Annotated in this window: 20 protein-coding genes and 1 pseudogene; 10 read left to right on the plus strand and 11 right to left on the minus strand. The window is 44.8% G+C overall.

The window, feature by feature from the left end:
* From AB4Z08_RS22255 to AB4Z08_RS22270, 4 genes and pseudogenes are all read right to left on the minus strand, one after another.
* A pseudogene (locus tag AB4Z08_RS22255) lies at positions 1-257 on the minus strand (acyl-CoA desaturase); the annotation flags it as partial.
* Positions 258-369: 112 nt separating this feature from the next.
* Entirely contained in the window at positions 370-969 is a 600-nt protein-coding gene (locus AB4Z08_RS22260) for a Crp/Fnr family transcriptional regulator (RefSeq protein ID WP_441575989.1), read from the minus strand.
* Between the two features lie 148 nt (positions 970-1,117).
* Positions 1,118-1,531 carry a VOC family protein gene (locus AB4Z08_RS22265; RefSeq protein WP_441575990.1) on the minus strand — a complete coding sequence of 138 codons (414 nt, stop codon included), beginning with the start codon at positions 1,529-1,531 and terminating at the stop codon, positions 1,118-1,120.
* 70 nt (positions 1,532-1,601) lie between these two features.
* Positions 1,602-2,027 (minus strand): helix-turn-helix domain-containing protein, encoded by a 426-nt coding sequence (locus tag AB4Z08_RS22270; RefSeq protein ID WP_441575991.1) that lies wholly within the window; start codon positions 2,025-2,027, stop codon positions 1,602-1,604.
* A gap of 432 nt (positions 2,028-2,459) precedes the next feature.
* Here AB4Z08_RS22270 and AB4Z08_RS22275 point away from each other — a divergent pair, with 432 nt between their 5' ends.
* Positions 2,460-3,740 (plus strand): TCR/Tet family MFS transporter, encoded by a 1,281-nt coding sequence (locus AB4Z08_RS22275; RefSeq protein ID WP_441575992.1) that lies wholly within the window; start codon positions 2,460-2,462, stop codon positions 3,738-3,740.
* Positions 3,741-4,165: 425 nt separating this feature from the next.
* Here AB4Z08_RS22275 and AB4Z08_RS22280 read toward each other — a convergent pair whose 3' ends face one another.
* Entirely contained in the window at positions 4,166-4,909 is a 744-nt protein-coding gene (locus AB4Z08_RS22280) for a hypothetical protein (RefSeq protein WP_441575993.1), read from the minus strand.
* 313 nt (positions 4,910-5,222) lie between these two features.
* Between AB4Z08_RS22280 and AB4Z08_RS22285 the strand changes: the two genes are divergently transcribed.
* The gene (locus AB4Z08_RS22285) at positions 5,223-5,894 is read left to right on the plus strand and encodes a DUF7691 family protein (protein WP_441575994.1); all 672 of its coding nucleotides are present in this window, start codon (positions 5,223-5,225) and stop codon (positions 5,892-5,894) included.
* 24 nt (positions 5,895-5,918) lie between these two features.
* Here the strand turns inward: AB4Z08_RS22285 and budA are convergent, their stop codons facing one another.
* A complete protein-coding gene (gene budA / locus AB4Z08_RS22290; RefSeq protein WP_441575995.1) occupies positions 5,919-6,713 on the minus strand; it encodes an acetolactate decarboxylase in 795 nt (264 codons plus the stop codon).
* Between the two features lie 189 nt (positions 6,714-6,902).
* Here budA and AB4Z08_RS22295 point away from each other — a divergent pair, with 189 nt between their 5' ends.
* The 3 genes from AB4Z08_RS22295 (at position 6,903) to AB4Z08_RS22305 (ending at position 10,872) form a co-directional block, all read left to right on the plus strand.
* Positions 6,903-8,162 (plus strand): cation:dicarboxylate symporter family transporter, encoded by a 1,260-nt coding sequence (locus AB4Z08_RS22295; RefSeq protein WP_441575996.1) that lies wholly within the window; start codon positions 6,903-6,905, stop codon positions 8,160-8,162.
* Between the two features lie 35 nt (positions 8,163-8,197).
* Complete coding sequence (locus AB4Z08_RS22300; RefSeq protein ID WP_441575997.1) at positions 8,198-9,001, plus strand: helix-turn-helix domain-containing protein; 804 nt, start codon at positions 8,198-8,200, stop codon at positions 8,999-9,001.
* Positions 9,002-9,072: 71 nt separating this feature from the next.
* Positions 9,073-10,872, plus strand: a complete 1,800-nt coding sequence (locus AB4Z08_RS22305) for a DUF885 domain-containing protein (protein ID WP_441575998.1) — start codon at positions 9,073-9,075, stop codon at positions 10,870-10,872.
* A gap of 136 nt (positions 10,873-11,008) precedes the next feature.
* On the opposite strand, the gene AB4Z08_RS22310 is transcribed toward AB4Z08_RS22305, so the two are convergent.
* Positions 11,009-13,291 (minus strand): glycosyl hydrolase family 95 catalytic domain-containing protein, encoded by a 2,283-nt coding sequence (locus AB4Z08_RS22310; protein WP_441575999.1) that lies wholly within the window; start codon positions 13,289-13,291, stop codon positions 11,009-11,011.
* A 186-nt stretch (positions 13,292-13,477) separates the two neighbouring features.
* On the opposite strand from AB4Z08_RS22310, the gene AB4Z08_RS22315 reads away from it, so the two are divergent.
* Positions 13,478-13,852: a hypothetical protein gene (locus AB4Z08_RS22315; protein WP_441576000.1), complete on the plus strand. Its 375-nt coding sequence runs from the start codon at positions 13,478-13,480 to the stop codon at positions 13,850-13,852.
* On the opposite strand, the gene AB4Z08_RS22320 is transcribed toward AB4Z08_RS22315, so the two are convergent.
* Together AB4Z08_RS22320 and AB4Z08_RS22325 are read right to left on the minus strand one after the other, a co-directional pair.
* Positions 13,849-14,532, minus strand: coding sequence for a response regulator transcription factor (locus AB4Z08_RS22320; RefSeq protein ID WP_441576001.1), 684 nt, complete (start codon positions 14,530-14,532; stop codon positions 13,849-13,851). The two genes, AB4Z08_RS22315 and AB4Z08_RS22320, sit on opposite strands and share 4 nt — an antisense overlap.
* A gap of 1 nt (position 14,533) precedes the next feature.
* On the minus strand, positions 14,534-16,126 hold the full coding sequence (locus AB4Z08_RS22325) for a sensor histidine kinase (RefSeq protein WP_441576002.1): 1,593 nt from the start codon (positions 16,124-16,126) through the stop codon (positions 14,534-14,536).
* A gap of 149 nt (positions 16,127-16,275) precedes the next feature.
* Here AB4Z08_RS22325 and AB4Z08_RS22330 point away from each other — a divergent pair, with 149 nt between their 5' ends.
* Positions 16,276-17,076, plus strand: coding sequence for a GLPGLI family protein (locus tag AB4Z08_RS22330; RefSeq protein WP_441576003.1), 801 nt, complete (start codon positions 16,276-16,278; stop codon positions 17,074-17,076).
* A 64-nt stretch (positions 17,077-17,140) separates the two neighbouring features.
* On the opposite strand, the gene AB4Z08_RS22335 is transcribed toward AB4Z08_RS22330, so the two are convergent.
* Together AB4Z08_RS22335 and AB4Z08_RS22340 are read right to left on the minus strand one after the other, a co-directional pair.
* A complete protein-coding gene (locus AB4Z08_RS22335; protein ID WP_441576004.1) occupies positions 17,141-19,942 on the minus strand; it encodes an outer membrane beta-barrel protein in 2,802 nt (933 codons plus the stop codon).
* Between the two features lie 157 nt (positions 19,943-20,099).
* Complete coding sequence (locus tag AB4Z08_RS22340; protein ID WP_441576005.1) at positions 20,100-20,771, minus strand: hypothetical protein; 672 nt, start codon at positions 20,769-20,771, stop codon at positions 20,100-20,102.
* A 176-nt stretch (positions 20,772-20,947) separates the two neighbouring features.
* Between AB4Z08_RS22340 and AB4Z08_RS22345 the strand changes: the two genes are divergently transcribed.
* Genes AB4Z08_RS22345 through AB4Z08_RS22355 form a run of 3 tightly spaced genes read left to right on the plus strand, consistent with a single transcriptional unit; the run spans position 20,948 to position 22,991 of the window.
* Positions 20,948-21,904: an SPFH domain-containing protein gene (locus AB4Z08_RS22345; protein WP_441576006.1), complete on the plus strand. Its 957-nt coding sequence runs from the start codon at positions 20,948-20,950 to the stop codon at positions 21,902-21,904.
* A 10-nt stretch (positions 21,905-21,914) separates the two neighbouring features.
* Positions 21,915-22,163, plus strand: coding sequence for a hypothetical protein (locus AB4Z08_RS22350; RefSeq protein ID WP_441576007.1), 249 nt, complete (start codon positions 21,915-21,917; stop codon positions 22,161-22,163).
* A 3-nt stretch (positions 22,164-22,166) separates the two neighbouring features.
* Positions 22,167-22,991: a hypothetical protein gene (locus tag AB4Z08_RS22355; protein WP_441576008.1), complete on the plus strand. Its 825-nt coding sequence runs from the start codon at positions 22,167-22,169 to the stop codon at positions 22,989-22,991.
* Positions 22,992-22,996: the final 5 nt, after the last annotated feature.

Here is a 22,996-nt window from a genome sequence, read left to right on the forward strand (position 1 = left end):
ACGTCTTTAAAGAAGTGTGGAGAATGCGGATCGTGCTCGGTATCGCTGAATTCATGGTGCATGCGGTGCATAACGCCATAAGCTCTTGGAATCAGGTATGATGAACCCTGGAAAAACCAGGTACTGAAATAAAAGAAACGTTCCCAGAATTTACTGGTAGTATACATCTGGTGAGATGCATACCTATGTAAATAGAAAGTGTGAAAGAACAATGAAAAGAACCAATGCACACAAAAGAATATCAGAATAGCTGTCATTTCTATACGTTGATATGTGATGAAAAATTGTTAGGGGAGAATTGATGTCTCCTGCTTTACGCAACAAAAATAAATCTTCCCTATCTCCTTTTCGTTCACAAATGTGAAGAAATCAACCTCCGTTCATAATTTCTCTTCTTAAGCGGCTTAAGCTCTGTGGAGCAATGCCCAGGTAGGAAGCAATGTAGTAGTGGGAGAACTTATTTAACAAATAAGGCGTTTCTTTTAACAATTGGAGGTAGCGCTCTTTGGCGGATTTTGTAAATAGGTTGAAAGCGCGCTGATACGTATAGCTAAACCCGTTGTCGGTAAATATTTTTACGATGTCGTGCATTTTGGCGGATGCAGCCATCATAATTTCAAAGTCTTTGTACTGCAGCTCTACCGCGTCCAGGTCCTTGATCACTTCTACTGTAAGTGCGGAAGGTGTTTGGTTAATGAAGCTATGATGGTCTATGATAATGGAATTTTCGAAGGTGGCATCTTCGTCATTGAAATTGAATGTCCAGGTATATTCCTGTCCCTGATCGTTGACAAAAAAGGATCTGGCGGAGCCTGAAATAACAAAATACATCGCTTCACATACATTGCCTCCTTTAAATATCACCTCGTTTGCTTTATATTTTTTCTCTGTCAGAAAGCTGGATAGATATTCGGCATCTTCATCACTCACTGTGGTGAACTTAGAAATAAAGTCAACAATCATTTTCATTGGCCAAAGATAGATGTAAGGGTGGTAAAATAGCCACTAACTTACACATTTTAGGCATTTGGAGCTAAAAAATATAACATAGTCCGACTAACACGGCTCCGTATTAAATGAAATGCCAGGGAATAGTCCCTGGCATTTGGCCGATGATTTATTTTTCCAGCTGGGCGAGCGAAGCCCAGTTACCTGAGTCATCTTTGAATAATGCTTCCAGTCCATAGAACTCCTGTTTAGGCGCTTTAATAAATTCAACACCTTTGGCTTTTAATTCCTCATAGGTAGCGTAGATATCTTCGCAGGTAAAAACACCAAATCCAAAGGTACCGTTTCTCACCAGGTCTTTCACTACTTCGATGGTTTCTTTGGGGAATTGTTTGCTTTCCACGATGGGGGTTAACACAATTTCGAAACCCGGTTGCTCAGGCGGCGAAACGGTTAACCAGCGGGTATCTTTTCCCATAGGAACATCCGTGATAACTTTAAATCCCAGCTTGTTAACGTAGAAATCGTAGGCGCTGTCCTGGTTAATAACATGTATACCTACATGCGTTAATTTAGTGATCATGGCTTGTATGTTTTAATTACTTGAACAAAGAAAATGTATCCAGTGAGATTCCATTTCTCCGAAATTGCTATTATTGTAACCAACCGTTTTTATCAGCAATACAGGCGGGTATAAAGTTTAATGGCGATGTCAATATTTGCGTTTTTATTTTTTGTTGCTGTGCTAAATAGGCAGAAGGCGTAATGCCCATCATACGTTTAAACAAGCTGCTAAAGGAGCCCAGGCTTTCAAATCCGACGGCATAACAAACATCTGACACGGGCATATTGGCTTTCAGTAATTCTTTTGCTTTTTCTATTCTTACAGATACGAGGTACTGATGTGGTGTTTTCCGGTAAATAGTTTTGAACAGCCTGATGAAATGAAATTTAGAGAAGTACGCTTCATCTGCAATATTTTCCAGGTCAATAGGTGCTGCGTAGTGCGCATCAATGAAAAGTTTTGCCTGCACCAACCTTCTGTATAAATATATTTTAGGGTACTGCTCTTCCATCATTTTCATTTTTTATTTTGCTGTAGCTGTCTTGTAAAATTAGGCTAACAAACGTAATAGTAAGCGGTGTGAATGGGCCTAATACAGGGCAAATCAGGACATTTAAGCGGCTTTTGGGGCAATGTCGTAAACAGCCCGTTTATTGTCTCATATCCCCCTTTTGATTCCTGGAAGAACGAATACCTTTGTGAGGTGATGATGATTGATGCGTGTGATAACATCTACCAGGTTCCGTCATTTTTACCGGTAATATCAAGTCTTTCACCGGTAAAACGATGATGCTGACCGGAAAGTTTTTTGATTAGTGTGAGTCATCTATATCTTTGAAGAAAGATTGCCACTTTTCACCACAACGATCTGAAAGTCCCGGTAGAAAGAAAGTCTATGTAAGTCGTCATCCAACTAGAAATCTATTTACGTTTCCAAACAAGTACTATGCATACGTCCAAAAAAGCCGCTATTAGCTTTATTTTCGTCACGCTGCTAATTGACATTATGGGGTGGGGGTTGATTATTCCCGTAATGGCAGATTTGATTGCCCAGTTAAAACATATCCCGGTTAACCAGGCCAGCACCTATGGTGCATTGTTATTATCCGTTTTTGCGATTGCGCAGTTTTGTTTTGCGCCAGTAATCGGCAACCTGAGTGATAAATATGGACGTCGTCCTGTTTTATTATTGTCTTTATTCGGCTTTGGGGTGGATTATATCATCCTGGCGCTGGCTCCGGCCTATGGTTGGTTATTTGTAGGACGGGTGATTGCCGGTATTACAGGTGCCAGTTTTACCACTGCTACCGCCTACATTGCGGATGTGAGTACAGATGAGACATCCAGGGCCAAGAATTTTGGGTTGATTGGTGCTGCTTTCGGTCTTGGTTTTGTGCTGGGACCTGCACTGGGAGGCTTGCTCGCCCACTGGGGTATTCGGGCTCCTTTTTATGCTGCCGCGGCACTCTGCCTGTTGAATTGTTTGTACGGCTACTTTTTCTTACCTGAGTCGCTCAGTAAAGAAAACAGACGTCCATTTGAATGGAGAAGGGCTAATCCACTTGGTTCGCTGAAATTTTTAACCCAACATAAAGAAATAGGCGGGCTGGCATTGAGCTTTTTCCTGATTTACCTGGGCGCCCAGGCGGTGCAGGGCAACTGGAACTTCTTTACGATCTATCGTTTCAACTGGAGCGAGACAATGGTAGGTATTTCCCTGGCCGTAGTAGGCGTGCTAGTAGGTGCTGTGCAGGCCGGGTTAACGAGGGTCGTTAATCCTAAAATCGGTAACGAAAAAAGTATCTACCTGGGATTATCACTTTATACACTGGGGCTGGTCCTGTTTGCCTTTGCCACACAGGGCTGGATGATGTTTGCTTTCCTGATCCCTTACTGCCTGGGAGGTATCTGCGGACCCTCACTGCAATCAGTCATATCAGGCCATGTACCACCTAATCAACAAGGGGAATTGCAGGGAGCACTTACCAGTTTAATGAGTCTTACTGCCATTATAGGCCCGTTGATGATGAATGGTACGTTTGCTTATTTCACTTCCGCTAAAGCGCCATTCTATTTCCCTGGCATACATTTCTTAATTGGTGCCGTGTGCATGTTGCTCAGCATCATTATTACGTATAAGGTGCTGAACCGGGAAAAAATAACCCGCCCGGAATTGTTGAGCGTAATTAAAGGGAGCGAAGAATTAAAAGGTACACCAATGCACTAAGGATTGGTGGATTCATTATAAACAAGCGGCCTTCCAATCGAAAGATTGGAGGGCCGCTTGTTATGTTTTATTGCTAACCATTAGAGGGAATGCAAAACTCTCAGCACTGCCGGGAGACATTAGTGCATCAGGAACACTCATCATTATAGTCAGTATTACCCTTTCATTATGTAGCATCCGGTTATGCTATGCTTAGCACCCGCTTAGTACCTATAGAAGCAGTGCAGCAGAGGTGGACTTGATGCGGGGATGAGTTCCGGGTGTATAACTCCGATGAAATTCTATCAGAAGACGGATGGAGGTTAGCACTGGCCATAGCAGGACCGCTTCAGTACCTGACTGTAGCTGTGGGAAGAGATGTACTATTAAAAGAAAGCTGGTATAAGGGGTTTATTCATCAAAATATCTCCAGGGACAGGATCGCTTTATTCCAGTTGAATGATAGCTGGATATGCGTATGTATAGGTAAGTTTGGGAAGCAATGTCGTCCGCTTTGGATAAGTACGTTTTTTAGCATATTTGGGTACCTGTGGGGCTGCCACCGCAATGATATCGGCGGCCATGTATTGTCTGCTGTTGGATGGGCCATCTTTGTACAAGCCTCTTACCTGGAAAACTACTACCAGTGAACCTTCTCCAGGTACATCCAGTGAAACATTTGTTTCCTGGAAAGTGGTATCGGGGGCTATCAAGAGTGTAGCCGTTTCGCTACCTACTACCTGACGTGATGTAAAATCAATACGCGTGGCGATCACTTTTACTTCCAGGGCAGCCATACCTTTATACCCAGCGATGGTTTGTGCGGGAATATTTAATATTCCGTTACTCAGAAGCCGGGGAGCCACCGGAAAAAAACGATCTATTCCGGTATGCTGATTGAAGCGGAAGCCTGTCAGGGCGGCATGATGATCGCCGGCAGTAATGAGCAGCCTGTTCAGCCGATTGATGTGCCCGCCATCGCAATGGATATCCAGGTGGGGGTAGAACGCCTTACGGATAAAAGCGCCTTTCCTGCTGGCGATGCCAAAGCGCCGGGATGCGCGGCGGGTAGCAGCCGTTTGCTGCACGCTTTGAGGCATGGAGCGCAGGAAGTATTGGCCATTGCGCTTATACCCAATGAGAGGACCGAGTTTTCCCGTAAAGGGAAGGATAGACATTTGCTTTGCCATAAGAGATTATTTTGATTACTATAAATATAAGATAATCCGGGGAACGTGTTTTCGGGGCAGATGGAAGATTCGCTAAAGGGAGTGTATTGAGCATTAGATAATATTCAAAGGGAGTGTATTAAGGATTTGAGAATGGCAAATGGGAGTGTATGGGCATTTAGTGAATATTGAAAAACGATATTCCCAACTTTTCAACCTGATCAGCAATTCATCGGACCAGGTTTTAGACGGTTGGTAGGTATAGGATTTGACAACTTTTGTGTATTTTAATGCTGACGAAGAATTGATATAAATATTTAAAACAGGGCAGTTTATGGGTACAGTAGCCATCCCTTTTGCGGTTGACATTAAAAAGGTGCAGCAGGTTTTTGGGTCAAAAGACCGGGAGCTGCTGGATAAAATTAAAACAGCTAAATTATATAAGCATTATTCCCGTGATGATAGTACCCCTGCTGAATATCGGTATGATTTTGACCAGCTCCTGGAAGACATTATATTTAGATATATTCCACCTGGTGAAAGGAAAGTATCCACCGGTTTTTTAGGAATGTTTAAATCGCCTCCGGATACCGGATTGAATAAAAAAATGGGTTATGCTTATGGCTATGTTCTGCTGGTGATTTGTGATTATTTAGGCACCCACTTAATGCCTCAGTGTGATGGATTTTATTATGGACGGGATTGGGATTCGGCCTGTGAAATACTGAATGAAAATGGGTTGACCATTAACCTCAGTAAGATTTTTGAGGCGCAGCCCATTTTCGATATTCCTATTTCAATAGATGATTTTCCTGCCATCAGCAGCTTGTCAAAGGAAGAAATTGCTCATATTTACGCGGTGTCCAAAACGATTGAAATAGATGAAGCCGCCGCAGATATGAATAGAAATGATTTTGATGAAGTGCAGGTGATGTTAAAGGATATCCGGAATAGTATCAGTACTTGCTATGATGCGCAGCTTGATTTTATATCTTTTGCGCACTAGGACATCCTACTACAAAAATGACGCTTACTTCGCCGAACCCCGTTCCACGCTTTTAATATCTTCTTCCCTGTTCTTTTTAAAATCAAAATGATTAAAAGCAGGTGTGCTGGGTACTTGAATCGTATAGCTGTCCAGTAATGATATCTCCACGATAATGTCGCTGGTGATCAGGTCTACGATATGTCCGCCTGCATCTTTCTGGTTGGATAGATAATGAAAATGATAACCGGAGATGTTGGTATTGTCCATGTACACAGGTAAACGATATCCAATGAGATCGCCGCTGCTTTCTTTGTATTCGAAGAAATGTTGGCGGTCCAGCATACCCGCCAGCTGTGGGTAGGGTTGTTTGTTTACCGGTGGGAAAGCCCGTGTTTTGATATACTGAAATGTACCTTTTATATGGATGGCATACATGCCATTTGCATTGGGCATAAGACTGTCCAGGTAGTGGTAGAAGTCGGCCTTGCTCATATTTTTTCGTACGTGCAGCACCGTATTAGCTTCAAAGTAATTGACCATGCAGAAAGGAACCAGGTCCTGCGAATGGGGCATTTCAAAAGTTTTGCCGCTGGACTGTGTCTGGTAGAACTTTCCGTTTAGTACCATGATTTCCCCATCCAGCTTATCCGGTGCGCCCAGGCCAAAATCTCCTTTTGTTTTTAAAGAGTCAATGGAGTAGAAGCCATCGTATAAACCACCCATTAATCCGCTGGCTACGCCTGCTGTAAAAAGGTGGTGATGATCAGGATGAAAAGTAGTATCCTGTTTGTTGACAGCTGCGGTTGCAAATGCTGGCAATACCAGTAAAAGAACCATTATTTTGTAATAAATTCCTTTTGTATGTTGCATAAGTAATGTCGGAAGAAGTGTAAGAAAACAGGCCATAGCGGCCTGAAACAAGGTACTAAGTTATATGATTATAAATTACCATAAAAATAAACGTTCGTTATTTCTACAGGAATTTCGTTAATTAAAGGATGATTTCAACAAAATCTATAGAAACCTATGCTTGAAAATATTTCATCGGGGCAACCGGCCGCCCCGCGAAAATTACATATCCGTATTATTACCAATCTCACCTTTTGGGTGCTGATCGCCATTATTGCCGGCATATTGCTGGGCAGCCTGGCGCCCGCCACTGCCGTGAAAATGGAAATTATCGGCAAAACCTTCATCGATATCATCAAGCTGTTTATAGCACCGATCATATTTCTGACCATTGTTTTAGGAATCAGCGGCATGGACGACCTGAAAAAGGTGGGGCGAATAGGGGTGAAGTCGCTCGTTTATTTTGAAGTGGTATCCACTATTTCCCTGGCAGCAGGAGTGCTGATGGCGCTATTGATTCAGCCGGGAAGAATTGATAAGTCCAGGTTGCAGGTCCAGAACGCGTCTAAATATACTTCCGGGGCAACAGAAAGTTTTGATTGGTTGAACTTCTTCCTGAATAACCTCACGCTACAGGTGCTGCTGGCAGCCATTGTTATTGGTATTCTGTTGAATTATTCCCGGCACCGTCAAAAAGCGGTTGCAGGGCTGAGTAAATTATCCAAACTGGTTTTCAAAGCATTGAAATATGTGATGTACCTGGCGCCATTGGGTGCTTTTGGTGGCATGGCCTATACCATCGGTAAATTTGGTTTGCATACGCTGGTGCCGCTAGCCAAGTTAATGGGAACTGTTTATCTCACCATGGCCATTTTTGTTTTCCTGGTGCTGGGAAGTATTTTGAGGTATTATAAGATGAGCATCTGGAAGTTCCTCAAATATATCCGGGAAGAACTGTTGCTGGTATTGGGTACTTCCTCTTCAGAGTCTGCATTGCCTTCTATTATGCTGAAGCTCGAGAAAATGGGCTGCAGTAAATCGGTGGTGGGACTGGTAGTACCTACCGGGTATTCCTTTAACCTGGATGGCACTTCTATCTATTTGTCGATGTCGGTTATTTTTATTGCGCAGCTATATGATGTACACCTGAGTATCGGGGAAATGCTCAGCATTATAGGGATACTGATGGTTACTTCCAAAGGGGCAGCGGGCGTAACGGGCAGTGGGTTTATTGTGCTGGCATCTACCTTAACGGCCATACATAAAATTCCGGTGGAAGGATTAGCCTTTTTATTGGGAGTAGACAAATTTATGAGTGAAGCCCGGGCGATCACCAATATTATAGGCAACGGGGTAGCGACGATTGTCATTGCCAAAAGTGAAAAGGAATTTCATCCGGAAGCAGCCACCGCACCCGAGTATGCGGATGCCGCTTAGTGGATAGGTTATAAAATATTTTTTAATTTCAGGACATGGGGGATCGTCCAGTTCAGTTTGCAACAGGCACTTATGTAGGTAAAAAGGTGAAGGAGCGTATGTTTGGGCATATTCACACCAGCGAAACTTCTTTCGCTGCCGATATGTCATCGGAGTGGCACTATCATGTTAATCCGCATTTCTCACATATCATTACCGGCGGCAGCAAAGAAGTCAGAAAGGACGGGGCGGACCGGCAGTTTGCCGGCACCGGATTGTACTATCACCCGGGTGTGCCTCATCAGAATGTTGATTACCTCCCCGGGACCCGCATCTTCAATATTGAACCGGGGGAAGCGTTTTTTAAAACCTATGGATTGTCGCATCCTCCCGCCTCCCTGATGTTTGATCATAACACCCAACTGAATACCAGCGGTATTATGAAGATGATGAAAGAACATTACCTGAACGATACGGACTCGGAAATTGCTATTGCGCAGTTGTGTATTGAGCTGCTACATCCCTACAAAGATGATTTTCGCTGCTTCCCGGAGTGGACAGAAAAGATAAAAACCATTATGTACGATCATTGGAATGTGCCGCTGTCGCTGCCCTTTCTGGCGGAACAGCTGGGACTTCATCCGGTTAGCATTTCCCGGTATTTTTCCAGATATTTTGGCTGTTCTGCGGGGGAATATCTCCGGAAGATAAAAATAGAAAAAGCCATTTCCCTGATCAGAACAAATGATCATTCCCTCACCAGCATTGCCTATGAATGCGGTTTTACGGACCAGGCGCATTTCACTAAAACCTTCCAGCGAATCACCGGATTATTGCCCCGTCAATACAGGAATATCTGACCGGACAGGTTAATTGCATACAATTTCAGGGGAGCAGTGACAGCTACCTTTGCAGGATAATCATTAGATGTATGCAAAGGGAATCTGTTGTTAAAAGAAGAAGTATCGTAACAATGCTGCTGATAGTGGGAATGTTGTTTGCCGGTCATCTGCAGGCGCAGCAAAACAACCCGCAACTCCGGCAGCTTTTTGACAGCTATTATGAAGCAAGAATGGAGCTCTTTCCGCTGGAGGCCACTGCAGCCGGCTACCATCAGTACGACAATAAACTGGCCATTGAAGGAGGTGCGCCCAATATCGCAGCTATCGCTACATTTTACAGGAAATATTTGGGAGAATTGAAAAAATATGACCGGACAGCATTGACGGAAGCAGACCGGATTTCTTATGATATACTGGTCTATACAATTAATATGGGCCTGGAATCTTTAGCCTTGCACCTGGAATACATGCCGATGAATCAGTTTGTATCTACTCCGCTGGAACTGGCAGCGTTAGGGGCAGGTAGTGGCGATCAGCCATTTAAAACAGTGGCCGATTATGAGCGCTGGTCAGAAAGAATGCTGGCCTTCATGGAATGGACAGATACCTGCATCGCCAATTTCAACAAAGGTATTTATGCAGGAATGGTACTGCCCAGGGCACTGGTCATAAAAATGATTCCTTCCCTGGAAGCGCTGGCGGAAAAAGATACTGCGAAAAATATATTTTATAAACCTTTATCGCAGTTCCCGGCCTCTTTTAGTGCCGCCGAAAAGCAACGGCTCACCACTTTGTATCACCAGGTGATTGCCACCAATATGTGTCCGGCTTATGCGAAGCTGGCTACTTACCTGAAAGACATCTATCTGCCCGCAGCGCAAACCCATGCCGGGTTAAATGCCATCCCCGGCGGGAACAGGATTTATCAGTACTGGGTGCGTTTCTTTACCACCTCACCGGAACTTATGCCGGAACAAATTTATGCCACGGGGCTGGCAGAAGTGGCCCGGATCAGAAAAGAGATGGAGCTGGTGCAGCAGCAGGAGGGGTTTAAAGGCACCTTACCCGCTTTTTTTTCGTATCTGAAAACAAATCCCCGCCTGATGCCTTTTAAAACGCCGGAAGAGGTGCTGCAGGCTTACCAGGATATCTACAACAGGGTACAACCTCATTTAAAAGAGTTATTCGGACAGCAGCCTGCCACACCTATGAACATACGCAGGGTGGAGGCCTATCGGGAGGCCGCATCAGGAGGTCCTTTCTACATAAAAGGTAACCTCGATGAAGGCCGGCCTGCTATCTTGTATGTGCCGGTACCCGATGCCCGCAAAATCAATGTTACCTTTTATGGAATGGAAGCCACTTTTCTGCATGAAGCCATACCCGGGCATCATTTCCAGATAGCTATCCAGCAGGAAAATAAGGAGATCCCCGCATTTCGCCGGCAACCAACTTTCAGCGCCTATTTCGAAGGCTGGGCTTTATATGTGGAGTCGTTAGGAGAACAGCTGGGATGTTATAAAGATCCGTATCAGAAAATGGGAGCGTTGAATAACGAAATTCACCGGGCCATCCGATTGGTATTGGATGTAGCCATTCATACCGGCAAAATGACCCGCGAAGAAGCGATAGCTTATATGATGGCCAATGAATCTGTCAGTAAAAGCATTGCTACCGCTGAAGTAGAACGATACATGGCCATGCCGGGCCAGGCGCTGTCTTATAAGATCGGTGAAATGAAGTTAAAAGCGCTGAAGACGAAATTAGCTTTACAGCTGGGAGATAAATTCAGCCTGATTAAATTTCATGATGCATTGCTGAAATACGGAGACATGCCCTTGCAGGTGCTGGAGGATTATATGAATGCCAATGGGAATTACGAATTATGAATTACGAATTACGAATTTGTGAGTAGATATAAGCGAATGTTGATCTTCGCGTTTACTATCTCCGCTAAATTCGTAATTCGTAATTCGTAATTCGTAATTCGTAATTCGTAATTCGTAATTCGTAATTCTCAATTCCTCACTCATACCCATTCTTCAGCAGCAGCACTGCTCCGGGTTTGGCTGTTAGTTCCAGGAAGCCATCGCCGATATTCTTAATTTCGAATCCCTTATTGCTGGCGGCAAAATAGGTTTTGAACGGTAGCTTCAACCGCGTATGTCCGCCTTTCTCCGCCACAATTTTTACTTCCGTTACTTGTCCATCTTTCTTTGCGCTCAGCAGAAATGCACCTTCTGCGCGCAGGTTTTCAAACGATACATCGCTCCAGGAAGCAGGAATAGCGGGCATGATGGCGATGAAGCCGGCATAACTCTGTAACAGCATTTCCTGTAATCCCGCAGCAAAAGCAAAGTTGCCTTCGAGCGTAAACGGCCGGTACTGAAATTTGGATAAGCCTGTTTTGGTTTGATCTCCATTCAGGTGAAAGCTGTTGATAGAACAAAAAGCCCTGGCAAAGATCTGTAAGTCTTTGGCGGCGCCTTCTCCATCTTTGGCCCTGGCTTTCAGGTTGGCCATCCAGGAGTAGGAATAACCGCACCAGTAATCCGGGCCTATGCTATCAGTAAGATGAATAGAGTTTTTGATGATAGCTTGTGCCTGGGCGCCATCTTCCCAACGGATGAGGCCCAACGGATGAATCGCCATCATATGGGAGAAGTGGCGGTGCGACTGATTATACGCCATTGTAGGCGCAAACATCAGTTCCTGGTTAGCCGTGAGTGCGAAATCATCAAATTCCGCCAGTATCTTATTCCAGTGGGCTGCTTCACTGGTCAGTTTTAATTCGGTAGCCAGTTCTGCGGCTTTGCTGAAAGTAAATTTCATTAGCGCCAGGTCATAGTTGGTGTTTTGTGGAAACCAGGCTTCCAGGCTGTTATCATTTATTTCAGGACTGGAGCTGATTTTCAGTTGCCGGTGTCCATCTGCATTTTTTATAGTAATGCTTTCGAGGAAGGTGGCAGCGCCTTTCAGCCAGGGATATGCTTTCTCTTTCAGAAACTGCTGATCCATGCTGTAACGCCATTGCAGGTAGTAATGCTGTGCGAGCCACGACGATACTGTAGGAGAGAGGGAATATTGTATCCAGCCACCCATTTCCGTACCATCGAGGGTGGTAACACCGGGGACGGCAATACCGGCGGCGCCGAAATAAGTTTTCGTATAGCGTTGGTAGTTAGCTTTATTCTTTTCGAGGTGATTTAAATATCCCATGGCTTCTTCGAGATGATTGGCACTATAGGAAGGCCAGTAACTCAGTTGGGTATTCAGATCGTGGTGATAATCTCCTTTCCAGGGGGCGATGCGGCCGTTGTCGGCAGTCCATACGGCCTGCAGGGAAATAGGCGGGGCATCTTTGCGGGCAGCCGCGCCAAACTTATATTGTTCCAGGTACCACTGTTTTTCCAGCAGGGTATCGGGTACATGGATGGCGGACTTGCTCCAGAACCGTTGCCACCAGCTGCTATGTGTGGTCAGCTGCCTGTTGAAGTCGGAAGTACCTGCGGCGGCAGTTACTTTGTCTGCCTTCACATTTACCGGTTGACCCGGATATTGTGAGGAAATACTCCATACGCCTTCTATTGTGGTGGCATTTATTTTCTTCCAGCGTACATTGATATCGTACGTAAATCCATTCCAGCCAGCCTGGTGATAGGTGATGCTGTTGCCGGTTTTTACAATGCTGCCCTGTTGATAGCCCAGCCTGGATAAGTCATCACCACCTACGGGATCGCCGCTATTGGTAACAGCTCCCTGGTATTGAGGGGCTAACAGTTGCGGTACTACGTCAGCGTTCACATTTTCGAAGCGGAACCACCCCAGCGGCTTATCCGCTGCTACAAAGGTTTTTAGCCGGGTACCATTGGCCCAGCGCACTTCACACAGGGCATTGGAAAGCGTAAGATGTACTGATTGTACGGCTCCCCAGCTTTTGGTATCAAACTCGAGAGCGCCTCCGGGAATTTTGGAAGGAGCTGGTTCCCGGTCATAAGGAGCATCAAAATATTGTTGTACCGGTGTATAATCTTTTTTGTTTACCTGGCCTATGACCCACTGATAGCTGAATTCTTTACGATGCAATCCTTTCATGGGCCGCAGGTCCCACAGATCGGCCCTGTCGAGCGAAAACCGCAGGTGGTCGCCTTTCTGCCAGATCAGGGCTCCCAGCACCCCATTGCCTAATGGTACGGCTTCATCCCAGCGGGGGGCCAGCTTATCAAATTGCATATCATGGGGAGACGATTGACTGTAAGAGGTCATTGTGGCGACGCACAATGCCAGGGACATCATTAACTTGTTCATCTGTTCTGTTTAATAGGACTACTATATAAGTCCAATTTAACAGGAATAATTAATATTTTTCGGAAAATAAAGGAACCGTGGAATATAGTGCTACCTAAATGTGGTTAATATCATCCATTACTAAATGTTGTTTGGGAAATAGATTATTTTATCTTTGGATGTTTTTCCCTTACCTATAGATTTTGTATGAACTATTTAGTAGCTGCCTGTTATTTAATTCCTGGCCTAATCATCATTATTGTGACCGACATACTGGGAGCCATCGCCTCCAGAAAGTATCACTTTAATTACAGTTACCTGAGTGTTGTATCCATAGCCATGTATATTATCATTGGCTTCCTGGCCTCGAGGCAGGCAGGTTTGGTAACAGCTGTTTTGGTGAATTGTCTGTTGGGACTCTTTGATAGTACGGTGGGACTCTATATATCGATTAAGTTGAAGGCAAATACAGTATTGAGTCCGGAAAGACTTGCCAGATTGTTGAATCCCAATACCGCTTTGATAATGATATTATTTGCTTTTTTATTAACGATTGCCGGCCATCTGCTCACCTTTCTTTAATCCAGTACAAACCTGTATCCAACCCCCTTGATGGTGAGGATCTGGAGGCTTTCATCATCTTTCAAACAGGTACGCAGGCGGGTAATATATACATCGAGGTTACGACTATTAAAAAAGGAATCATGGCCCCAAAGCAGGTCGAGTATACTTTTTCTGTCGATGATACCGTCACGTTTTTCATATAATAGCCGGAGCAATTCACTTTCCCGGTAAGAGAGTTTCTTTTCTTCGCCGCCACTGATCAGCACCTGCCGCTTTGTATAAAACAGGAACTTGCCTATTTTGATTTGATCCGCTGGAGGAGTGTTGGTTTTAGGTGTTTTGCGTAGTACATTTTCGATACGCACAATCAGTTCTTCCATACTGAAAGGCTTGCGGATATAATCATTGCCGCCCATTGTAAAGCCTTTTACGAGATCAGCAGTCTGTGTTTTGGCGGTGAGGAACAGGATCGGTACTTCAGGATTGATGGCACGAATTTCTGCAGCGACTTCAAATCCATCCTTGTTGGGCAGCATTACATCTAATACGCACACAGTAGGGTTTACCTGTTTGAACAGCGACAGCACGTTATCACCGTCACTTTCCATGATTACTTCAAACCCTCTGCGCTGCAGACTTGTCTTCACAATTTTACCCAGCGACAATTCATCTTCAACGTATAAAATTCTAATGCTCATCTCATATTTTTTTAAACTTTACAATCCGGCGGTTTTTATCGTAGTAAACTACCGGGGCTTCTGCAAAAGGAAGTTTCACGGAGAACGTACTGCCTTTACCTAATTCACTGTCTACCTCAATAAAGCCCATATGACGTTGTACAATATGCGATACATAGCTTAGTCCAAGTCCATACCCTTTTATATTATGGCGGTTACCATTGGGTATCCGGAAGAATTTTTCGAAGATTTTAGTTTTGTATTCCTGCGCAATACCTATACCGTTGTCGACTACACGAATTTCAAGATATTGTTTATGATCAATGATATGAACAAGGATATTCGGACTTTTGGTGCTGTACTTTAAAGCATTGTCCAGTAAATTATATAATACACTTGTGAGGTGTAATTTGTCGGCCGTAATAATGAAATTGTTACCGGTTGTTTGCAGGGCCGTAACGGTCAGCTGTCTTTCGAATTGCAGCTTCATAGAAGCCATTACTCCTCTGGCCAGTGCCCGGACATCAAACTGTTCTTTGTTCAGGGCAATCTCCCTGTTCTCAAACATCGATAATTTCAACACTTTATCTACCAGCAAACCCAGTCGTTGTATTTCCTGCGCGGAGATATCCAGGTATTCGTTGGTGGTTTCCCGGTCATCCAGCGCATCAAAACTCCTTAATGCCTCAATAGCTACGCTTACGGTGGCAATGGGCGTTTTCAGCTCATGCGTCATATTACTGATGAAATCATTCTTGAGTTGGGCCAGCTTTTGTTGCTGTTTCAGATTTCTATATAAAAGTAAAAAAGAAAAAATGGTGACGCCCAGCAGGAGTACCGAAACCAGTATAGGTTGACTGATACGTCTTAGCAGGTACCAGGTATTGTTTTGAAATAATACCTGGTAGCTCAGCGGCCGGGTAAAGCCAATAGTGACCACATTATCTTCGAAGTCATCGGGGAAGGTCCGGAAATATCTGCCGGTATCCACGGGGATGACTTTAATAGCAAAATCAGTGTTGATCTTTTCCCGCTCCAGTGCGGCGTGGTATCGGTCAGTAATTTCTTTTACGGTAATAGAATCACGCAGGGAATCCACTCCTGCCAGGAAATCATATACCCTTACTGTCTGAGCCGGCCTGGTGACCGCATATTGTACATTGAAGGAATCTCTCTCAGGGAAAGGAGGCTCTTTTAGTGCCACCATCATGGTAGCGGGCATAGCAGGCATGGCCACACCTCCAATGGCATGCACACCAGGAATGGGACACGTATCAGACAAGGGAGACAAGGGAGACGAGGCAGACACTGTGGATAAAGTATTCATAGCGATTCTTGGCATGGTGGAGTCGCGGTATCTCTCCGTCAGCACATTCGAAAAGCGCATCACGCCTTGTCGGTCCTGTATGCGCAGACTTATATTGGAGTCCAGTTTCAGCTTGGCTGCCTGCAATCGAAAAATCGTTTCCCTGAAAAGAATATTGGTACGACTGGTAAACAACTTTTCCTCTTCGCGATAATTCTTGCTTAGCCAGTAAGCCTGGAAAGCACTAATCAGCAGGATTGTTAACGCAATCAAAAAAGCAGTAACCGGTATGGAAAGTTTGTAGCGCATGTGTTGATAGTAATAGCAATACTAAGACAAATGTATCGTTTACTTTCCTCCCGCAGTAAGAACATTAACCTAAATTAACATTAAGTAAAGGCATGTTAACCTCCGTTGCAGCAGGAAGGGAATAGCTTTATTCCTTAAATGGTAATGGTATGAAAAAAGTAATTTTAACATTTTCTATGGGATTACTGCTGCTTGCTGCACATGCGCAGCAAAAACAAGGCAGGGTATTGTATGAACGCACCATACAAATGGACATGCATATAGAGGGACTGGTGCCCGCAAACGATGGACCGGCATTACCCCAGTCACATAAGGATAAGCTGGAAGTATTGTTTGGCAATGACCAGTCACTGCGCCGAACAATGGACGAAGAAATGCCCGAGGAGTTCAGCGAACGCGCAGGGGCCATGCATGCCACCATGATGGTAGGGGACGCTGCTGATGTTACCTATAACAATTTCGCTACAGGGCAGGTGATCGCTCAACGGGAATTCGGTGCAAAGAATTATATCGTGACAGACAGCGTCCACAAATTAAACTGGAAGCTCACGGGCAAAACGTCCACCATTCTCAACTATCCCTGCCAGGAAGCTGTAGCACAGCTCATCGGTAAACGCGCCGTTATCCGTATGGAAAACGATCAGCTGAAAACAGAAGAAGTGCCTGATACTTCCAGCATCGTTGCCTGGTTTACATTGGCCATTCCGGTACCTGCCGGCCCGGAGTACCAGGGACAACTACCTGGTCTGATCCTGGGCATCAACATCAACGATGGCCGCACCATTTATACCGCTACAGAGGTATCTGAGAAAACAGATGTAGCGGTCATTAAAGCACCCTCCAAAGGAAAGAAAGTGACCGTTGCGGAGTTTAATAAAGAACGGGATAAGATGATCGCAGAAATGCAAAGGAACGGAGGAGGAGTGCGGGTAATGAGCACCAGGCAGTAAAAGTATTCACTACATAAAAAGGCTCCGGAAAAATATTTTTCCGGAGCCTTTTTTATTTGTCTGCTTAACGTATCATCCTGATGGTGCGTAGTCCGCTGCCCCTGGAAAGACCGTTTTTACTCAGACTATAAGTGAAGCTTAACTGGAAAAAACGTTGCAGATTTTTCGTGCGGCTGTCTTCAATATAATTCTGATTGGTGCTGCGGTTAATACCTACGTTTTGATTCAGCAGATCAAAAGCACTGAATTTGAGTTCTCCCCTGTTGAAGCGCAGGAATTGACGGCTGAAAGACGCATTCCACAAAGGTACATTGGTATTATAACCATTTGCCCGGCGGCTGTTAATAGTATAAGTAAAGTTGGTAGAAAAATAAAAATCAGCAGGTAACTGCCAGTTGATTTCTCCTTCATACTGCTGCGAAAAGTAGCCGGTGTTCAGCGTTGGTTGCAGCGAGTAATCAGTTTTGTAATAATTGAATCCACCGCTAAAGGATACATCTATTTTACCGGAAGGGTTCAGGTCAAAGCGTACATTGGGGCCCAGCGAAAATGTGCGGATATTATTAGGAGCGGCATTGATAAATTGTTTTGTTTTGCTGTAACCTACGTTGCTGCTGAAGTTGACGCTGCCTGGTACTAAGCGCAGCGGTAAACTCAGGCTGATGGTACCGGTGATGTTATACACGCCGTTTACATTTACCGGACGGGTGTGCTTGATACCTAAACTATCCACTACATCATAGTCTACGATCTTATGTTGCGTTTCCTGCAGATTGAAAAAAGCGAACAGGTTTTTATTCCTGAAAGGATCTACCGCCATGAAACTCAGCTGTGCGAGATGTGAAAACTCCTGTTTCAGATAGGGGTTACCTTCCCGGATATTGAGTGGGTCCGTGATATCAGGAACGGGTTGCAATTGCGACATGGTAGGCTGATTGGTAATGGCCGTATAGTTGATACTGAGGTTACGGTAACGGGTGAAATTATATTGAAACCGTAGCGATGGTAACAGGTTGTTGAACGTTTTGCGGGCAAGGGAATCTTTAGTGCCTGCCATGATCCTGCCTTCCAGGGCTGCCTGCTGCCAGTTGAGCCCCGCCGCTAAACTGAATTTTTGCTGTTTGGTACGTATCCGGAATCCTGCATTCGTATAGCCGTAGGTGTTTTCGAAATCATTGGTAAGGTCAGTGTTCAGGTGATCGAACTGGCCGGTACCGTGATTATAATCATAGGTGATTTTATTCGCCGTGCTCCGGGTATTGCTTCTACCCAGGCTGAATTCAAGCAGCGACCTTTTAAATAACGGTTCCGTATATACGGCACGCACATTATAACTCTTCATGTCGCCTTTGATGGTATTGTGCTGATAGATGGAATCAAATTCCGGTTTACGATTATAAAAGTGATTCACGGACAGCAGGCTACCATTGCTTTCTGTATTGTTGAAGCTGGTTTGCAGTCCGAGTGAAAAGGTTCTCCCTTTGCGTTGAAACCTTTTCCGGTATAATAGGTCACTGCTAACATTGCTGCCTTTTCCGGAAGATTGGTTGTTACTGAAGCCTTCATTCGCCAGCTGTTGATCTTCGGTCAGTGTTTTATAGTTGCTTTGACTGCTGCTGCGATTTTCCTGGTAGCCGGCAGCAGCCGTTATTTTAAGCGATTGGGAAGAATCTATCTGGATATCGGCACTCACATTGGCCCGATGCGTATTGTTCACGTTATTGCTGTTGGTATGTTGCTGGTAAAAGTAGGAGGAGTCGGGCAGGAAGTACTGTCGCTGTACATCACTTTCCTGTTGAGGGTTATAGTGGTTGTAGAAGTAGTTGCTGGTAAAATCGATCTTTTTGCCAATGATGTTATTGTAGTTTAATCCGCCGCCGCCCACAGTTTTAATGCCGCTGCCGTTACTGCCGCCCATCACAGCAGAAACAGGATCTTCTGCATTGACCGTGAAGCTGGCATTGCCACTTTGTTGCATACGGTTTAGTTCTCCGTTAAAACTCATCATGTCCATAAAAGAGAAGCCTTCTGCATTGGTGTTGTTTGCCATGCCTATGGCAGACAGTTGCCGGGCGCCTTTAAAAGAGTTGAGATTGAATTTTCCATCATAGCGGTCGTTGGTACCACCACCGGCCATAGCTTTTCCAAACCAGCCTTTCTTTTTGTCCTGCTTTAGTTTCAGGTTGATGGTCTTTTCACTGTTGCCATCGTCAAAACCGGTTAGCTGTGCGGCATCACTCAGCTTGTCATATACCTGCACTTTGTCTACGGCGTCTGCAGGCAGATTTTTGGTAGCAATCTTTGGGTCGGTACCAAAAAACTCTTTGCCATCCACCAGGATGCGTTTTACTTTCTGTCCCTGTGCTTTTACAGTCCCATCTTTATTCACCTGTATCCCCGGCATTTTTTTGAGGAGTTGCTCCACGTTTGCATTAGGGATAGTTTTAAAAGAGCCGGCATTATACTGTACCGTATCGCCAATCAGTGTAACAGGCGGAGATTCGGCATTCACCACTACTTCATCCAATGTTCTGTTCAGGTCATGCAGGATGATGGTGGGAAGATGAATGTCTGATTCGCTGGCACTAATGGTAACAGCGCGGCTCACGGGATGATATTTTACATGCGTCACCAGCAAGCGGTATTCCCCGGCGGCGATGCCCGTCAGCTCAAAGTCCCCTTTGTTGTTGGTCATGGTGAAGGTCACCAGGGAGGAATCCTTTTTTTTCAACAACGTAATCGTGGCGGATGCCACGGGTTGTTGAGCTATGGTGTCCATGAGGGTTCCTTTGATGGACCCTGTTTTTTGTGCTTGTGCAACAAATGCAAAACAGCAGGCAATCAGCAGTAAGTAATTTTGTTTCATAGTCAGCGTTTACTTCGTAAGTGATAACGAAAGTAGCTGCACTGCTGCCAAAAGGAGGTTAACGAGGGTTGCTTTAATGTTAAGGAAGGTTAAAGAAAAAGGGCAGTGCCGGGATTTATCCGCACTGCCCTTTATTATATTGTAAGATAGGACTCCACTACTTATCCAGTATGCCTTTGGAGAGGCGCTCCCTGTTATGATCGGCAGGCGCCACTTTTTCAGCTCTTTTTTCTGAAATGAAATCAGCATCATGTGCTACGCGGCCTTTTCCTTCCGGAATAAATACGCCTCCGCCATTGCTGTCGTCGATGTTAATAATACCAATCTTAAAGTTCCTGAGACCATTCGCTTCTTTCGTGGCCGTCATAATAATGGCTGCGATGGCTGAGTGGCTACCTGATACGGATTTTACTTTACCATATACCGTAAAATTATTACCACTGCCGGAAATGGCGGTAGTGATACTGGTATCTGAATCCGTGAGGAAATGTTCCCCAATCAGTTTTATACTGAAATCCTTGTTGTTTTGCCCCGATAAACGCACTACACCATCGTGGAATCTGTAGCCACGGGGTTCATCCACGTCCAGGTTGCTGGTATCAAGAATATAAGGCTGGATATCGTAGGTGCCTTCTACATTAGGCGGAGTTACCCCTTCATTGATATTAAACCCTAATACTTTCAACGTGTCGAGATACTTTTTAGGAATGATATCTTCAATTCTTTTGTTCAGTATATCTTGATCAGTCGGGGCTTTGGTTGCGTCGTCCTTGCCACAGGAGTAAAGAAGTGTGGAGAGCGCAATCGAAAAAAGTAATGTATATTTCATGTTTTAAAGATGATGGTTTCCGAAATGAATAATAGGTGTGTTAACTTGTCACAAAATTATTAAAACCTTAACTTGGGGAAATACCCGGAAACTGGTATTTTCATTTCACGGGAAGTGGGTAGCTGCCCGTAGGAGCCATATTTTCAGCACCTTTTGAATGTTTAAACCCAGACAACATGACCATACCGTTTGTTGAAATCATTGAATCTGTGCCCCCCGATCCGGACCTGCTGATGTGGAAGTTTCCAGATGAGGACAAAGAAATAAAAAATGGCGCAGTGCTAACAGTAAGGGAAAGTCAATCGGTGCTTTTCCTGAATGAAGGCCGCGTGGCAGATGTTTTTACTGCAGGGAAATATACACTGGACACGGCGAATATTCCCATACTCACCCGTCTGAAAGGTTGGAAATATGGCTTTCAGAGTCCATATAAGGCAGATATTTATTTTTTCAATACGCATCAGTTTGTCAACCTTAAATGGGGAACACCCGCGCCGGTACTGATGCGCGACAGCAGCTTCGGACAGGTGCGTATACGTGCTTTTGGTGCTTATAACATTCGTATTGTAGACGTAGTCAAATTTTTCCGGGAGTATGCCGGCACTTTCCCGCAGCTCGGTATCCGGGAGCTGGAATGGCAGCTGCGAGATTTCATCGCTCCTAAATTTGCTGAAGCGTTGGCCCGCGCTAATATCTCTGTGGTAGATGTGGCGGGCAACCTTACTGCATTGAATGAAAAAATACAACCACTCATTCAGCCTTATTTTTCTGATTTTGGTCTGGAAGTAACCCGCTTCACTATCAGCAATGCTACGTTACCGGAAGAGGTACTCAGGCATTTCGATAAAGTGAGTGGCATGAATATGGTTACGGATATGAATAAGTTCACACAGTTTAGCCTGGCAAATGCGATGGATAAAGATAACAACGCCATCGGAAATGCAGCACAGCAGGCCATGGCGATGGGCATCCTCCTGAACCAGGTGCAGTCAGTGCCTCCGCCTGCGGAACCTGGCCCGCCACCGGAAGATGTAACTACCCGGCTCGGGAAACTAAAGCATCTTTTTGAAGCAGGCCTGATTAACCAGGCAGAATACACCGCTAAAAAAGAAGCATTGCTGAAATTATTATAACACATCATCCATGAGTGAAGAAGAAAAAAAACGGACATTGACCTATCTGGAAAAACTGAAGCAAACAGCCTTACAGCAAAAAAATTATGGTGGGGAAGTAAAGAAGGAAGATGCCAGTATAGATGCGCGTGATTGCCCTAATTGTGGTGCAGGCAGAGCATTTCGGCACGGCCTTACTTCCTGTGCCTATTGTGGTTTTGTATTCATGGAGGTAAAACTCACCGATGGTATTCACATCAAAAAAGAGAATAATTCTTAGTTCATGTTTGGTTTTTTTGAGAAGAAATATGATAACCCGGCACTGATGGCCCGTGTGAATGAAACACAGACAAGATGGTTTGCTTTTCTTGATAAGCTGGAAACACGGATAGCAGAAATGTGTAACGCAGCGATACCAGAGTTGAAGGCCGTTTTTGAGCAAGACACCGATCCGTATAAAAGAGCACATGGTCATATGCTGTTAGGCTTGCAGGGACAGCTATCGCAGATGCGTAATAAAGTTAACCAGGTGAGAGAGGAACAAATCGTTGGCACCATTGATGCAGGCGAGGCGGCTATTCCGTCTATCACCTCCAATGCCGGTCGTCAATACCACGACCTGTTACATACCTTCAGGATGGCCTGTCTGAACAGGCATTATATTTTTGAAGAAAAACTACATGCCGCTTTCCTCCGGTTAAAGGAAGCAGCAGGGGAGCAGGATCTGGAAGCAGCGTACCAGGAGCAGCTGGCCGCCTTTGAAAAGATAAAAGATGAGTTCAATTGTCAGCAATGTGGTGGCAATATCAGCATTCCTAAAATGTTCTTTATTGCAACCTATGTCAGCTGCCCATTTTGTCAAACCCAGAATACTTTTATGCCATCTACCGAAGCGCAGATGGTATTGCATAATGCACGTGGCCTGGCAGAGCAGCGAACCGCTCATCTTCGTAAAGTAGCCGAAGGCCAGCCTAAAAATCCGGAATTACAGCAACAGTATTTACGCGCCATGTTTGATGAGTGGAATAAAATCGTACCGGATATGGCTGCAGAGAATGAAAAATTTTATGAACGTCTGTTGAAAGACATCGCTATTGGTCATTACTAAATATC

Source organism: Chitinophaga sp. RAB17 (genome assembly GCF_052114225.1).
Taxonomy (GTDB): Bacteria; Bacteroidota; Bacteroidia; order Chitinophagales; family Chitinophagaceae; genus Chitinophaga.

Excerpts from the sequence above, each read along its gene's own strand:
- AB4Z08_RS22335 (WP_441576004.1), bottom strand. The coding sequence starts at position 19,942 with ATGAAACAAAATTACTTACTGCTGATTGCCTGCTGTTTTGCATTTGTT.
- AB4Z08_RS22280 (WP_441575993.1), bottom strand. The coding sequence starts at position 4,909 with ATGGCAAAGCAAATGTCTATCCTTCCCTTTACGGGAAAACTCGGTCCT.
- AB4Z08_RS22295 (WP_441575996.1), top strand. The coding sequence starts at position 6,903 with ATGCTTGAAAATATTTCATCGGGGCAACCGGCCGCCCCGCGAAAATTA.
- AB4Z08_RS22300 (WP_441575997.1), top strand. The coding sequence starts at position 8,198 with ATGGGGGATCGTCCAGTTCAGTTTGCAACAGGCACTTATGTAGGTAAA.
- AB4Z08_RS22325 (WP_441576002.1), bottom strand. The coding sequence starts at position 16,126 with ATGCGCTACAAACTTTCCATACCGGTTACTGCTTTTTTGATTGCGTTA.
- AB4Z08_RS22330 (WP_441576003.1), top strand. The coding sequence starts at position 16,276 with ATGAAAAAAGTAATTTTAACATTTTCTATGGGATTACTGCTGCTTGCT.
- AB4Z08_RS22350 (WP_441576007.1), top strand. The coding sequence starts at position 21,915 with ATGAGTGAAGAAGAAAAAAAACGGACATTGACCTATCTGGAAAAACTG.
- AB4Z08_RS22355 (WP_441576008.1), top strand. The coding sequence starts at position 22,167 with ATGTTTGGTTTTTTTGAGAAGAAATATGATAACCCGGCACTGATGGCC.
- AB4Z08_RS22285 (WP_441575994.1), top strand. The coding sequence starts at position 5,223 with ATGGGTACAGTAGCCATCCCTTTTGCGGTTGACATTAAAAAGGTGCAG.
- AB4Z08_RS22260 (WP_441575989.1), bottom strand. The coding sequence starts at position 969 with ATGAAAATGATTGTTGACTTTATTTCTAAGTTCACCACAGTGAGTGAT.
- AB4Z08_RS22320 (WP_441576001.1), bottom strand. The coding sequence starts at position 14,532 with ATGAGCATTAGAATTTTATACGTTGAAGATGAATTGTCGCTGGGTAAA.
- AB4Z08_RS22265 (WP_441575990.1), bottom strand. The coding sequence starts at position 1,531 with ATGATCACTAAATTAACGCATGTAGGTATACATGTTATTAACCAGGAC.
- AB4Z08_RS22270 (WP_441575991.1), bottom strand. The coding sequence starts at position 2,027 with ATGATGGAAGAGCAGTACCCTAAAATATATTTATACAGAAGGTTGGTG.
- AB4Z08_RS22315 (WP_441576000.1), top strand. The coding sequence starts at position 13,478 with ATGAACTATTTAGTAGCTGCCTGTTATTTAATTCCTGGCCTAATCATC.
- AB4Z08_RS22275 (WP_441575992.1), top strand. The coding sequence starts at position 2,460 with ATGCATACGTCCAAAAAAGCCGCTATTAGCTTTATTTTCGTCACGCTG.
- AB4Z08_RS22345 (WP_441576006.1), top strand. The coding sequence starts at position 20,948 with ATGACCATACCGTTTGTTGAAATCATTGAATCTGTGCCCCCCGATCCG.
- AB4Z08_RS22340 (WP_441576005.1), bottom strand. The coding sequence starts at position 20,771 with ATGAAATATACATTACTTTTTTCGATTGCGCTCTCCACACTTCTTTAC.
- AB4Z08_RS22310 (WP_441575999.1), bottom strand. The coding sequence starts at position 13,291 with ATGAACAAGTTAATGATGTCCCTGGCATTGTGCGTCGCCACAATGACC.
- budA (WP_441575995.1), bottom strand. The coding sequence starts at position 6,713 with ATGGTTCTTTTACTGGTATTGCCAGCATTTGCAACCGCAGCTGTCAAC.
- AB4Z08_RS22305 (WP_441575998.1), top strand. The coding sequence starts at position 9,073 with ATGCAAAGGGAATCTGTTGTTAAAAGAAGAAGTATCGTAACAATGCTG.